The 14,163-nt window shown below is 50.6% G+C and carries 9 protein-coding genes; 2 read left to right on the top strand and 7 right to left on the bottom strand.

Annotated features, from left to right (window positions below; translation table 11 throughout):
- Window positions 1-21: 21 nt before the first annotated feature.
- Genes A9165_RS11445 through A9165_RS11420 form a run of 6 tightly spaced genes read right to left on the bottom strand, consistent with a single transcriptional unit; the run spans window position 22 to window position 8,438 of the window.
- The gene (locus A9165_RS11445; protein WP_065955967.1) at window positions 22-1,680 is read right to left on the bottom strand and encodes a hypothetical protein; all 1,659 of its coding nucleotides are present in this window, start codon (window positions 1,678-1,680) and stop codon (window positions 22-24) included.
- A complete protein-coding gene (locus A9165_RS11440) occupies window positions 1,673-2,797 on the bottom strand; it encodes a glycosyltransferase family 4 protein (RefSeq protein WP_065955966.1) in 1,125 nt (374 codons plus the stop codon). The genes A9165_RS11445 and A9165_RS11440 overlap by 8 nt, the downstream gene beginning before the upstream one ends.
- Complete coding sequence (asnB, locus tag A9165_RS11435; RefSeq protein ID WP_065955965.1) at window positions 2,794-4,704, bottom strand: asparagine synthase (glutamine-hydrolyzing); 1,911 nt, start codon at window positions 4,702-4,704, stop codon at window positions 2,794-2,796. The genes A9165_RS11440 and asnB overlap by 4 nt, the downstream gene beginning before the upstream one ends.
- Window positions 4,705-4,708: 4 nt before the next feature.
- A complete protein-coding gene (locus A9165_RS11430; RefSeq protein ID WP_065955964.1) occupies window positions 4,709-6,118 on the bottom strand; it encodes an O-antigen ligase in 1,410 nt (469 codons plus the stop codon).
- 39 nt (window positions 6,119-6,157) lie between these two features.
- Entirely contained in the window at window positions 6,158-7,210 is a 1,053-nt protein-coding gene (locus tag A9165_RS11425; RefSeq protein ID WP_065955963.1) for a GNAT family N-acetyltransferase, read from the bottom strand.
- Between the two features lie 13 nt (window positions 7,211-7,223).
- The gene (locus tag A9165_RS11420) at window positions 7,224-8,438 is read right to left on the bottom strand and encodes a GNAT family N-acetyltransferase (RefSeq protein WP_083216271.1); all 1,215 of its coding nucleotides are present in this window, start codon (window positions 8,436-8,438) and stop codon (window positions 7,224-7,226) included.
- A 157-nt stretch (window positions 8,439-8,595) separates the two neighbouring features.
- Here A9165_RS11420 and prsT point away from each other — a divergent pair, with 157 nt between their 5' ends.
- Together prsT and A9165_RS17140 are read left to right on the top strand one after the other, a co-directional pair.
- Window positions 8,596-11,355, top strand: coding sequence for an XrtA/PEP-CTERM system TPR-repeat protein PrsT (gene prsT / locus A9165_RS11415; protein ID WP_065955961.1), 2,760 nt, complete (start codon window positions 8,596-8,598; stop codon window positions 11,353-11,355).
- Between the two features lie 174 nt (window positions 11,356-11,529).
- A complete protein-coding gene (locus tag A9165_RS17140) occupies window positions 11,530-12,333 on the top strand; it encodes a PEP-CTERM sorting domain-containing protein (RefSeq protein ID WP_065955960.1) in 804 nt (267 codons plus the stop codon).
- Window positions 12,334-12,434: 101 nt separating this feature from the next.
- Here A9165_RS17140 and ltrA read toward each other — a convergent pair whose 3' ends face one another.
- The gene (ltrA, locus tag A9165_RS11405) at window positions 12,435-13,796 is read right to left on the bottom strand and encodes a group II intron reverse transcriptase/maturase (RefSeq protein ID WP_176714623.1); all 1,362 of its coding nucleotides are present in this window, start codon (window positions 13,794-13,796) and stop codon (window positions 12,435-12,437) included.
- Between the last annotated feature and the right edge of the window lie 367 nt (window positions 13,797-14,163).

The following is a 14,163-nucleotide window of genomic DNA, read 5'->3' as shown; positions in this document are numbered from 1 at the left end:
GCCACTCCGGCATTGCCAGGTTCACAGCGATTTGCCTGCGATCTGGATCCCGTTAGGATCACGTAATGCCTGCCAGATGTACCAATAAAAACGCAGACGCAACACTTTTTCATCAGTATCAGCAGAAGCAGTCAGCTCAGGCAACGAACCAGTTGCAGATAAAAGCTCAGTGGCGTTTAAAAACGCCGAGGGCAGAAAGCCGCTACGTTTTGTTGATTGCAGCAACAGTTTCGCCAGCCGGGGTCTCTGTTGGCATTGGTTGTGGATAAACACCCGTAGCCGGAATAGATAATCGGCAGGTCGGCTTGAATTCGCCAGGTCAATTTGCGTGCCGTGCACCAGCGGCACTCTCAGTGCAGCAGGGAAATACTGTTTAAAAATCGCTTTATACAGCTGCTCGTTGCATTTGGCCGCAGTCGGCACCGACATCACGGTCTGGACAAAATCTTTCGTCATGCCTGGCGTCAGGATCCGGGCCTGATGCTGAAACACCTTAAAGGGGTTAACGGCAATGCGATTACGGGCCCGGTTTGCCAGGCGGAACAGGTCGGCGCCCTCTCCCGAATCCGGATAACGAGCACTTTCGGTATCGAGTCGTTGCGAAAAGGCCTGCCACATCTCTGTGGCCAGCTCCTTGCCAAAGGCAGACTCTGCCGCACGCCACAGCGGATGTGAAAAAGGTTTAATCGTTATCGATTGCATTTTGGACAAGCTGGTAAACTCCGATTTCATAGTAAAGCCAGGCAGTAGTCCCTCCCAATATAAACCCGGTTGGATAAATTGCAGTAACTGGCTAATAAAAAGGTACAGGCTTTGTACCTCAGAATCCGATACCTGCAAATACTGCAAATAATCGCTACTGGAGAAAAAGGCCTTATCCGGCTCGTGCAACTGAAACGGAAATCCCAATTGTCTGGCGATCGCCATTGCTGAACGGGCATCCGCATCCAGATTTTCATCATGATGTGAGATGATCGATGCCGCTAACGGTATTTGCCGGGCATGTAGCATATAAGCCAACAAGCGGGAATCATAGCCACCACTTAACAGGATCCCTTGTGCTTGGCCACTATAAGCTGTTAACGCTAAATCAATGGCTGCGCCATAGTTATCGAGCACTTCGGCTACAGAGGGTGCACGACTCAGTGGCTGAAACCGCCAGTAACAGCGCTCCGTAACCTCGAATGTACCGGCATCAATAACCAGCAAACTGGCTGGAGGGATCCGGGTCACCCCCTCAGTCAGCGTATCATTCGCCAGCGTATGTCCCATCGCAATAAAGGCGCCCCAACCAGCCAGGTCGGCTTCTCCCTGAAAAACACTGGTTTTGTTCGAGAAACAGATCGCAGCGGCCTCTTTAACCCAATACAAAGGTTGAAAGCCGAGGAAGTCGTTACACACAACCAGCTTGCCGGCGGCGTTATCCCAATAAAGCAGCAGGAAATCACCTTCATAGGAGGTAAACTTTGCTACCGCTTGCTGCCAGTTTTCCGGCACTGTCGTCACCAGCGGCAAGGGGGAACCAAGAACGTAAAGCAAATTGTCCCCTGAACGTAACACCGGGACACTGGTATCAATACTTAATAAACTGCCAGGCGAGACTGGCTGCAGTGCTACAGCCGCTTTTGCTGTTAATTTTCCGCTCTGTGCCGTGCCGAGCTTAATCACCATTTTACTCATAGTGCTGCCTGTCCCTTTGATCTACCGAATAAAAATTGAAAAAGCTCTCTGTCATACGCCCAACCGAAAAACGTTTGGCAAAGGCAACCTTGCTGTTCTCGCTGTATTGCATAAGCCGTTGCGCCGACTGCCAGAGCTCAGCTAAAGTTTCAGCCAGGCAGGCCGTGCTATTTTCTGCTAACACCACGCCGGTTTGCCCGTTTGCGACCACCTCAGCATTTCCCCCAACGTCAGACACCATACAAGGAATGCCCAAACTCATCGCTTCTAACAAGGTCATAGAGGTCCCTTCGCTTAACGAAGGTAATAAAAACAACTCCATTACCGCCATATAATCGGTGGCAGGGCTTTGAAAACCAGCGAAAATAACCCGTTGCGTAAGTTGAAGATCCTTTGTAAGTTGCTCAAGATGCTGCCGCTTTGGCCCATCACCGACGAGCAACAGCTGCAGTTCTGGAAAGGTTGGTGCTACTACAGCAAAAGCTTCTAACAGCATGGCCTGATTCTTTATTGGATCTAAACGCGCGACAGTACCAATCACCCGCTGCCCGGGCTGGAGGCCAAGCTCTTGCCGGGCTTTGGCCCTGCCCTCTTCCGTGCTAACTAATGGCTCAATACCATTGTAGATAACATCAATTTTATGTTCCGGAATAAACTCATACTCGACTAACGCAGCCTTTGTTGCCTTGGAGATGGCAGTAATCTTATAAGTGGTCGCCGCCATCAGTTTATTAATCAACCAGGCCTTGTAACGGTGGCGGTCCGGATAAAAACGACCATGTTCCGTAAAGATCACTTTGGCTTCTGTACCTAAAGCGGAAAACCAGCCATATACCCAGGGCGTATACTGATGACAATGCACAATATCTATTTTATGTTGCTTGATTAATGCGCGAATGGCTTTGATTAGCCACCAGTCAAAGCCGGGTTGCCGTTGCAACACATCAATACCAATTCCGTGTTGCTGTAAGGCCCGACCTATTGCACCTACTGAACCTTCTATCACACAAATACGATGGCATACTTGCGCCGGGTCCATCCCACGCACCAACTGGTTAATAACCTGCTCGGTACCGCCAATGCCCATATCATAAGTAAGATGTAAAACGCGCTTCATAAGCACAGTGCCTGCCCGCTGGTTTCAGGCTGCATATAGTGTTGCCACCAGGCGGCAAATACCAGTAAGCTCCAGAGCTCCTGGGTGTAACGAAAATCGCCGGCCTGATGCTGCTGCCACAATTGCGTTACCAGTGACAACTTAAAGAAGTTAGCTAACCCTGAGTCTTTGGCGGCAAACAAGTCATCGGCAATAGGTTTTAATTCTTTGTTCAGCCAGCTGGCCAAGGGTACTGAGAATCCCATTTTTTTGCGGTACAGAATATCATTGCTTAGTCGTTGTTGCTGACTGAGTTTTAGCAAATGCTTTTTCTCTTTGCCGTGTAGCTTTAATGCCGCTGGCACCCGAGCCGCGAACTCCACCATCCGATAATCCAGTAACGGCGCCCGCGCCTCCAGCGAGTTCGCCATAGTCATCCGATCCACCTTAACCAGAATATCGCCGGGTAGGTAGGTTTTAATATCGGTGTAAAGCACTCTGGACAGATGGTTATCACTGTCAGCAGCCTGATAAGCCGAGGTCGTCACTGCGGCAGAGTCGTACCCTGCTAACGCCTGCTGAAACTCTGGCAAACACAATTGCTGCCATAATCTGGGGCAGAAAAAACTATTGGTCAGAAAAAAGCCTTGCTCTGGCGTCAGAGCAAGGCTGCGTAACAAGGTATTGGCCTTGCGAGCGACTGTACCAGGTAACGCAGCTGCCAACTTAGCCAAGACTGCGGCCAGAGGTTTAACAGCAGCGGGCAAGCGTTCGCGCAGCGCCTGCTCGGTTTGGTCAATGACATATTTGCTGTAACCAGCAAAGTTTTCATCACCACCATCTCCGGCCAGTGCTACTGTGACCTTTTTTCGCGCCAGCTCAGCAACAAAATAGGTCGGAACGAAAGAGGGATCGGCAAAGGGTTCGTCGAAATAACGACTAATGCGCAGAAAGTTAGCCGTGACACTGGCTTTTACCGTAAACTCATGGTGATCAGTAGCGAATTGAGCTGCGATCTGACGGGCATAGTGCACCTCGTCATAGTCCTTATCAGCAAATCCGATAGCACAGGTGGTAACCGGCGTCGCACTTTGCCTTGCCATACTGGCCACTACCGCACTGGAGTCCACACCACCGCTTAAAAAGGCACCCAGTGGCACATCGCTAATCATCCGGATCTTCACCGCATCGTCCAGCAGCGTGCGTAACTGTGCAGCCAGCTCATCGGCCGGAGCTGTGCTGCTGTGGTTAAAACTCAGCTGCCAGTAACAGCGCTCAGAGACCTTGCCATGTTGATACTCGAGATAATGTGCCGGCTTAAGTTTACGTGCTTGTTTAAAGATACTCTTAGGATCAGGCACATATTGATAAAAGAAGAAATCCTGTACTGCCTCCAGGCAGAGCTCACGTTTAAAAAATGGCAACGGCAATAAAGCTTTTAGCTCTGACGCAAAAGCAAAGTAGTCGCCATCCTGGTAAATATAGAGCGGTTTTTTGCCCAGCCGATCACGAGCTAAAAACAACTTTTGCTCGGTTTTATCCCAAATAGCCAGCGCAAACATACCATTTAATGCATTGAGTGCGGCAGGGCCTTGCAGCAGGTATAAACGTAGTAATACCTCACTGTCGGTATGGGTACTAAATTGCTCGCCGCCGGCGATAAGTTCAGCTTTCAGATCAAGAAAATTATAAATCTCGCCATTAAATACCATGACGTAGCGGCCACAGGGTGAATGCATCGGCTGCGTACCCGCTTCCGATAAATCCAGAATACTCAGCCGACGGTGCACCAGCATAATTTTCTCATCATGCCAGCTGCTGCCTGCATCAGGGCCACGATGCCATATGGCCTCGCCCATTTGCTGAGCAAGTTGCTGTGCAGCGCTGTCGCTCTCAGCAAAACGCAGATAACCAGCTAATCCACACATTGTGCTACTCCTTGATGGTTTTTGCGCTTTGTTGTCGTTCAGGCACCAAAGCCCCACGCCGCGGCGGTCTGATCCGCCCTGTGTCCGACGCTTTTTCTGCTTGGGTTAGCTTTTCGCGTGCCAGATGTTGCAGGTAATAAACGTTGGCACTACTGGCCAGAAATAAAATCATCCAAAACAGAATTTCTGCCCGGGCCCGATCTATAAAGGTCGCTGCCGCCAAAAAGCCAACCAGGCCGCATTCCAGCGCGACAATCTTGTGATAAATTTCCGGCCGCCCCTGTTTTATCACAAATTGCTTGGCTTTATGGCTTATCCGGAATACCGATACCAACATCCCAACAAAAACAAATAATCCAAGCCAGCCAAAATCTCCCAGCACCTGAAACCAGGTGGAGTGAGGTACACGACGCTCGATCGAGTAGTTGGTTTTACTGCGATCCAGATAGGCGCCACTGACTACTGAATAGCCACCTATCCCCATACCCATCGGATAATCCTTAACCATATCGAAGGTGCCGAACCAGAAATGTAGCCGGCCGCGGCCATCTGCACCACGCTGCCCTTGTTCATCTGCCTGTAAAGTTTGCATCCGCTGCCAGAAAGTATCATCGGTCAGCGATACGGCACCCGCCAGACCGGCGACAACTATCGCTGCAGCTGTTAACCGCTGCCGGGCTTTTTGCACCCTTGAGAACAGCATAAAACAAACAAGTAAAGAGGCGCCGGCTAGTACGCCCAAAAAGGCGCCTCGGCTATTGGCCAGCACCAGCACGTTTACGACAAAGGCACTGCAAACAAAAACCAGAGCCCGGGTTTTCCAGTTACCCTGCCAGGCATAATAAATCAGGATCACCACTGCAGGGACCAATGCAGCAGCCGCCAGATTTGAGTCTCCACTGGTATCGACCATACCTATACCCGATAAGCGGCCACGGTTATCCCGCCCCATAGAGTGACCATAGTAGCCGACATAGGTCGCGCCAAGCAGGTACATCCAGATCGCAATATTTAATAACTTCTCGGTATTCAGTAGTTTATAGGCTACAAACATTACCACCACCAGGCGCCAGAAATAGCCGGTAAAGCGATCATGGGCAATGGGGTCAAGTGCATAAAAATAGGCAATAAAATGCAGTAACAAAAACACCAGCATCCAGCGGAAAACCGGTTGCTGTCGCCAGGGGCTAAGCTTACTGTACTCTTGATATTTGAAGGCAAGCGCCAGCAACATCATTATCGAGGTAATAAAAGAATAACGTAGCGCCGGAATTTCAGACCCCCACCAGCGGTCTTCCGGGTTCATCATATAAACGATTTGGTACAGGAAAAAGGCGGCGGCACCGTTATAGGCCAGCACAGCCAACAGACCACCGGCGTAGAGCAGAATAAAAAATATGGCAAACTTAGACATGCTGTCGTTCCGTTAGCTGCAGCTTAGCTAGTTGCAAACTCATAATGAAATATACCCGCGCAACTGCCCACCCAGCTGATTTGCCAGGCTCTGCGGCAGACACCGCCAGAGCTGTTCCAGAACTTTTCGGGTGCCACTGGTAGCCTTATCGCTTTGCAATAAGGCACTCCCCTCTGCAGCGCCGGGCTGATGTAACTGCCAGTCCAGGGCATAGGGTTGCGCGCCCCATTGCTGCTTAAAGCGATAAGTGCCTTCCCCCGGCGTGGAGCGCCCCATATCAAAGGTGGTAACCCCCCGATCTGCCAAATAGCTTTGTATGGTCCAGTATAACAGCATGTTTGGTGCTAAATGATTATACTCAGCCAGAGTGGAAGCCCATGGAATTACTGCCTGATTACCGTTGATCAGTACAATGGCGGCACCCGTCACTTGCTCTGCCAAGCGCACCAATACCACCTGCAAACTGCCTGGCGGATAATATTCAAGCAGGTACTGAAACCAGTCGGGATGGTGCGCTGGTGAACCGAGCCGGCGCATATTGCTGGCATAAATCTGATAAAACGCCTGTATTGCGCTACTATCGGTACTCAGCTCGGCAGTCAGACCATTTTTAGTCGCCTTCTTTATCTGGCTACGTAGTTTAGGCTTATAACTGGCCAGTAAGGCATCCTGCCCGGCAAGCAGTTGGGTTATCATCCTGACTTTCGCCAATTGTTCCGGCTGCGGGCTGATTTCCTGCGCTGAATGCCGCAATTCAACAGCGTTCTGCCCCAACTGCGCCCGGAAACTAGCCTCAAGCAAATGGTTTAGTTCGCTATTTATCGCCAGTACACCGCTGTAATCGGCAAACGGCTGTGAAATCACGCGCGGCCTTTGTAACGGACGTTTAAATACCGAGTAGGGTAACAAAGCGATACTTTGCTTTGACGCACGTTCTCTGGCCAGCAGACAGCCCGCCTGATGACCATAAACTTTTTGCACCGCACGGCGCCAGCCACTTAAAAAATAAGGGCTGGCATTAGCCGTCGCTGTTACTAAATCGTCAGCTTCACTGTCTGACGCTTGTACTATTTCAAGCTGTAACTGTGTCATGACATTTTCCTGACTATCCTTGCTCCGCACCCCGGCTGCGATAAGGCAGGGAGCGCTTTAACGCGCCTTTTATTCGCCGCGCCAGCTGTTCCAGCCTCAGATTGATACGATCCCGTTGTAAAATCAATTGGCATAGCTTGCCAGTGTTACGTCCCAACTGTGCCTTATAGCGGGCTTCTCCGGCCATAAAGTCGTAACAATCTAAGCCCCTGGCGGCATAATGCGCGATCAGCAAACTGTGACCAACCAGCCCCGGCTTTTGCAGCTTATCTGCAACAGGTGCTAACCCGGCCAGATAAAAATAGACGCGCTGCCGATAGATAAAATTATAAAAGTAACCAAGAACTTGCTCGCCAGCTTTTAAACAGTGCAGTTCCAACGAGCCCTGTGGCCAGTTATCAGCAATCAATGTCTGATGAAAGGCCAGAAAATCCGGATTAGCAAAACCACTGCCATCGAGATTGGCGCCGAACCGCTGCAGATGCCAGGGTTTGATCGCCTGCCACCACCCCAGAGCCTGCTCAAGGGAATCGGGCTGTTCCAATTGCAATTTACCCTGCTGTTCACTGACCTTGATCGCACGGCGGATCTGATACCGGCTGTTGCCAGATAGGGTATCCAGATAGTTTTTGCCACTGGCTCTGAGCGCCACTAAATCCACAGCATAACAAGGCGCTTCCCAGCCAAGCCGGTAAGAAAGACCACTGGCGTTGAGCCAGGCCGGGCATTGTTGCTGTGGCAAGCCATTGATCTGCCATTCATCCCAATCGGTTAGCTCGGCACTAATACAAGCAATCATCGCGGCCCGGGTTGCTTCAGGAGCCAGCTCACTGAGCAGAAAATCGTTGTATTCAATCCAGATTTGGTCCTGTGCCGGCTGCCCGGTTTGTTGCAGCAATAATTGCTCTTTCCGAAATAGCCGGCGTCTGCTTGTTTGCTGACAAAGAATACCCAGCCCTAGCAGCTCGTCATGCAGCCTGGCTTCGACAACAATAGCGGTGGGTTTAAACACCCTGAGCCAGCAACCGATCCAGTGCCAGCTTAGGAAAAACGAGGCCTGACTTTTTTGCTCTAAAGCCTGCCAATGTTGCTGCAACAGCGGCAGATTGTTCAGGGGGTAAGTGCGGACTGAAATGTCGGTTTTACTGCCATCCATGACACTCTTTAACTCCTGAGATAACCTTGGGCCAAGCTTGCAATCTAACATCTCGGCTAACCCGGTTAGCATTCTGCTGACGCTTTATTTAATATGATGCTTGATTTTCATGCGTCGGGCAATATGATGTTGTGTAATTCGTCATACCTGTCACCGCTTGTTCTAAACTTAAACTCTGCGGCCCGGCTTTATGTTGGCCAGGCTATCCTGAGCAATGGAGAATGTTCACATGAAAAAGACCTGCCTGTCAGCCGCTATCGCCCTAAGCCTGTTGCTTAGTGGTTGCGGCGGCAAATCTGCCGAAGAGCATTTTAATGCCGGCACCAGCTTTGCCGCACAACAAAAACTGGGTGAAGCCATTATCGAGCTGAAGTCTGCCGTCGCTGCAGCACCGGATAATGCGGACTACCGCTTATTGCTGGGGCGCCTCTATATGCAAAGCGGTGATTATTTTTCGGCTGAGAAAGAGCTGGCCCGAGCCCTGGAAAATGGTGCTGATTTAAATGAAGTCGCACTGGATTTACTGCAAGCCAGTTTCCGGGCCGAAAACTACCAGCAGGTATTGGGCTTGTTTAAAGACGATGCCCGCTTAAATGAAAGCCGGCAGCAGTATGCAGCCCTATACCGGGCCCTGACCGAAATCGAAATGGGCACAGCTGACAATGCGATGCCCCTATTCGATAGTCTGGTTGAGTCAACGCAACCGGATATTCAGGCTTTTGCCCGGGCGATGCTACAGATTAAAAATAATGCGCCAGCCGAAGCCCTCGCGACCCTGCAACAAACCGCTGCGGACAGCCCTGCTATCCTCGAAATTAACTACTACAAAGCGCAACTGGCGCTGGCACTGGGCGATGACGAAGCGGCCCTGGCCGGCTTTTATCAATACCTGCAACAAGTACCGACTGCCCTGCGCACCCGTTTAACGGTCGCACAGCTGGAATTAAAAGCCCAGCGTTTAGACAAAGCTCAGGCAGAGCTTGATCAGATCCTGCGCTTCGCTCCGGAGCATGGTTTAACCAACTATTTACGAGCACTGGTAGCCTTTGAAAATAAAGACTTCAACAAAGCCAAGGAGCATATCGATAAAGCTATCGGTAGTCGTTTTAACACCACAGCCAGTCGGATTATGGCGGGGCTTATCCACCATCAACTGGGATTAAATACCCAGGCGCTGGCGCATCTGGCCAGTGTGCAATCCCAGCTGGGTGTTTATCCGCCGGCTCAGCGCTTGCTTACTGCGCTGCAGTTACAGGCGGGTGAGCTAACCCAGGCTGCTGGCTCTATCGGCAATGTTGAACTGACTGAGCAGGATGTTAACCTCGCTGCCGTTACCGCCTTTGAGCTGTTAAAAGCCGGTGAGACGACCCTAGCAAATGATATTTTAAAACGGATTGAAGAAGCGGGCCTGAATCAGAGCAGTGCCAATCTGTCGACACTGGGGCAGTTACGCCTGGGGATCCCGGAGCAGATGACTGCCGGTATCCGCGATTTAGAGCAAGCTTTGTTACTGGACCCGTCGCGGCACGATGCGCGCCTGACACTGGCAGCCAGCTATATCCGGCAGCAACAGTTTGACAAAGCGTCAGCCTTAGCTGATGAATGGCTAACACAACCGGATACCGCCAACGCCGGTTATAACCTCAAAGCTCTTGCTGCACTGTTAACCGGTAAGCAGGATGAAGCCAGTACCTTATTAGCCAGTGCAGAACAGGCTGATGCGAAGAGTCCTTTTACACATTATCTGCAGGCCGCTATTGCCCAGCAGCAACAAGACTCTGCTAAAGCCATCAACCTGCTAACCAAAGCAGTGACCAATCAACCTGAGTATGTACCGGCACTTTTAGGTTTATATGGTTTGCAGCGGGCGCAGCAGCAAGATACGGCAAAAGTGGTTGAGCTAATTCGCAGCACACAGCAAAAATTCCCTAATAATCCGGCTGTTTTAGGTTTGCTGGTAAATGTGTATCAGTTTGAGAATAACCACGATGCGGTAGTAAAACTGCTGGAACCGATGCTTAGCAAACCTGAGCAGTTGACGCCTTTTGTGATGAGCGCACTGGCAACCGCCTATGCTGTGCAGCGTAAACTGCCGGAAACTCTGGCGATCACCGAGCGCTGGTACAAGCAGGATGAACGGAATCAGCAGGCGGCTCTGGCCTACGCCAATGCCCTGGCTTTAAGTAACAAACATAAAGACGCGTTGCAGATTATCGATAACTTATTGCGCCGTACGCCAAATAATAACGACCTGCGTTTTATTCGTTTTGTGCTGCTGGCTGAATCAGGTGATTATGCTAATGCGCTAACCGCTTTCGAGCAGTTACCCAAAGAACTGACGGCCAGTCCACAAATGCAATTCCAGCGAGGCCGGCTACAACTATTAAATGGCCAGATCACGCCGGGGTTGGCAACGTTGCAGGAATCTTATAATGCCGCTCCTGATCCTGTGACAGCGATTGCCATAGCAGAAGCCCTGGCCAAAGATGTGTCCTTCCGGCGGGCAATACGCTTTTTGGAGGAGCATTTTGCTAAACACGGACAGGATCCAAGAGTCTATAGTTTTTACGGTAGCTTGGTACTACAGGATGATATTGAAAAAGCGAAAGCAATTTACTTTGATATTTTCCAGAGTGACCCAGAAAATCCGCTGATTTTAAATAATTACGCCTGGATCCTGGCCGCCAGTGGTGAAGCCAAGAAAGCGCAGCCCTATGCTGAAAAAGCCTTAAGCAAGCTACCACAGCATCCGGATATCCTGGATACGTACGGCAAGATCCTGAAGTTACAGGGCCAACATAAGGAAGCGATCGCCCAGTTCGAAAAGTCCCTGGCTGTGCGTCCCAACCACCCTGAGGTGCAGCTAAATTATGCTGAATCGTTAATTCAAACTGGCAATAAAGCCAAAGCTCGCGAAGTTTTGCGCAGCGTCAACGCGGAATCTGCAGAACATAAAGCTCGCCAACAACAGTTATCCGCCTCTTTATAATACTTAATGCTGACAGCTACGGCTGTCAGCATTCTTTACACCACCAAATTCACCACCTGCAAACCAGCAAAAAAAAACAATTAAAAACAAACACTTACAATAACATAAAAAGTGGCACGATTCCAGCATATTCTTAGGAAACTTCGTATTTGAAGATTTATCAAGGAGCAGAAGATGAAATATGTAACGAGCTTTATCGGTGCTGCGGCACTGGCTGTAGCAAGCTTTAATGTCAGTGCGGCAACTGTTAGTGCTGGTGGTGTGGTTTGGGATGAAGTCGCAAATGGCGGTGTGTTAGGTAACTTTAACTTCCAACAGTGGTATTCAACTACTGCCTATGGTGTTGGTAGCCAAGGACAGCAAACCATTACTTCAAACTCAGCCGTTCCAATTATGACACCAAATGCTTACCTGACTGGTATTGGTGTGTTTACATCTTTAAACGATGGCCGTCAGCAGTTTGCTAACCAATATTGCGAAGGTGCGGTGTCATGCGCACTGACCTTTGCTTTTGGCGGTTTAAAAGTAGCTAGCTTGACACCTGGTGAGTTTATCTTCGATACATCTTCAGCTTGGTTAAATGTTTATTTTCAATCACCAGCTGTTGCATCTGTCGTAAACAACTCCGCCAATTCAAACTTTAGAAATCAGTTTGCAAACGTTCAAACCGGCACTTTGTGGGCTTCTTTCTCTTTTGATAGTGCAATTTTAAGAGCGCAAAGCTTGTCAGGAAGTGGTGGTTTCTTTGAAGCCATGCTGAGTGTAACCGGTGGTTTGCCAGACGTAGTTGCAGCGTTAGATCGCCAAAACGGTATGTCTGACATTTCTATTTGGAGCCAAGCTGCCTTTGGTTCAAACGGTCTTTACAGCAGCGGTGGTTCAGGTCGTGTTGAGTTGATTCCTGCACCAGCCTCAATCGCATTACTTGGTTTAGGCCTGTTAGGCTTGGCCGGCGGTCGCCGCTTTAAAAAAGCTTAATCGACAATAGATATTGGCATAGGGGCAGTCAGTGTAACTGACTGGCCCCTGCCACACCACCCGGCATGCGGGTCCGCACCGGGCGGTTCGAGAAGTTGAGGTCATGAGAGTCTTATAAGTCCTTGTTTGTCAAAGTAGCTTATCGTCAGTACTGTATGGAGTAGCATCTGGCTGTTTCGCCACCAGCTTCGGCAGTTTCCGGCTATCCTCTTGGCGACACTTTCTGAGCCACCAAGCTTTCGTACCATGTCATAGGCGCGTTTACCATGCCGCCACTGCTTTAGCTGAATAGCTCTCAGACGATGTCTTATCCATTCATCTAGCCTTCGCCAGATGTAGGGCGTTTGGGATAACCCGAAGTAGCCTTTCCAACCCAGCATATAGCTACGTAACCCAGTAATGACATCACTTAGGCTTCGTCCTGTCTGGCGGCGCGTTAACTGCTTTATCCGTGCTTTGAAACGCGTCAGCGCAGCTTCTGATACCGCGCGCTTAACCTCACCTCGTCGGGTTCGCCACAGGCTGTACCCTAAGAATTTCCGGCCAAACACACTGCCTACCGCACTTTTGCTTTCATTCACTTGCAAACGCAGTTTCGCATAAAGCCTGCGCAGCCACGCCATCACTCGCTCTCCCGCTTTCTGACTGCGAACATACACATTGCAGTCGTCTGCATAACGGGCGAATCGATAGCCGCGTTGCTCTAAAGCTTTATCAACCTCATCCAATAGCACATTCGCCAACAACGGCGAGAGCGGTCCACCTTGTGGTGTGCCTTCTTGACGCGTTATCACCACGCCATTAGCCATGATACCGGCATTCAGATAAGCCCGGATAAGGCTCAGTACACCTTTATCATCCAGCCGTTTGCGCAGTCGGTCCATCAGGATGTCATGGTTCACTCGGTCAAAGAACTTCGACAAGTCAACATCAACGACTATCTGATACCCCTCCTGCACATAGCGCTGAGCCGCTAATACCGCGCTCTGGGCCCGTCTGCCGGGTCTGAAACCGTAACTGTGCTCACTGAATTGCGGGTCCAGTTTCGGTTGCAGTACCTGAAGTAACGCTTGCTGGATGAGCCGGTCCGTCACCGTTGGAACACCCAGCTCGCGCTCGGTGCCATCGCTCTTCGGGATACCGACCCGGCGTACCGGTTGTGGACGATAACTGCCGTTTAGCAGCTGCGCTTTGATAGCCGGCCACTGCACCTTAAGGTGTTCTGCCGTCTGTGCTATCGTCAGACCGTCTACTCCGGCGCTACCTTTGTTCGCTTTAACGCGTTGCCACGCTAAGCGCATGTTCTCTCGCGCAAGCGCCTGCTCAAGCAGGCCTTGCCCTGTGTGTTTGAACTGTTGTTGCGGGAATACCGTTTCATCACGGGTAGGCACCGACAAGGCTTCACCTTGCTTTTGCTTACCTCGCTCCAGCACTTTGGACATCTGATGCATGACGTCATTCATCAACAACGCGTTTCACACTCCTTCTCGTTCGGCCCTTCGTGTTATCCACTACTACGGCCTCTGCTGACTTCTCGCTCCGTATCACTACGTCGCCCTTTCAGGCATCAGGCGAGATCTCCCCAGGTAAGAACGCATTCCTTCACTGCACAACCGCCGGATTTACGTTACAAAGCTTTGGCTACAAGAGCATCGCAGTTTTGTGCCTGCTCGCCCTGCTCAGTCACGCCTCATATCCGATTCTTGTTCATCGGCTCGCAGTTTCGCTCCACGCTTCCTTCCCACAGTCCGTCACCGTTCTGCAGTTGCGCTTCACTTCATTCGCTGTAGCCAGCTTATGGGAGGACTTGCACCTCCAAGAATGCGCCCA

The sequence above is a fragment of the Alishewanella sp. HH-ZS genome (genome assembly GCF_001704375.1).
GTDB classification, from domain to species: Bacteria; Pseudomonadota; Gammaproteobacteria; order Enterobacterales; family Alteromonadaceae; genus Alishewanella; species Alishewanella aestuarii.
This window is presented reverse-complemented; position numbering and strand designations above follow the sequence as displayed.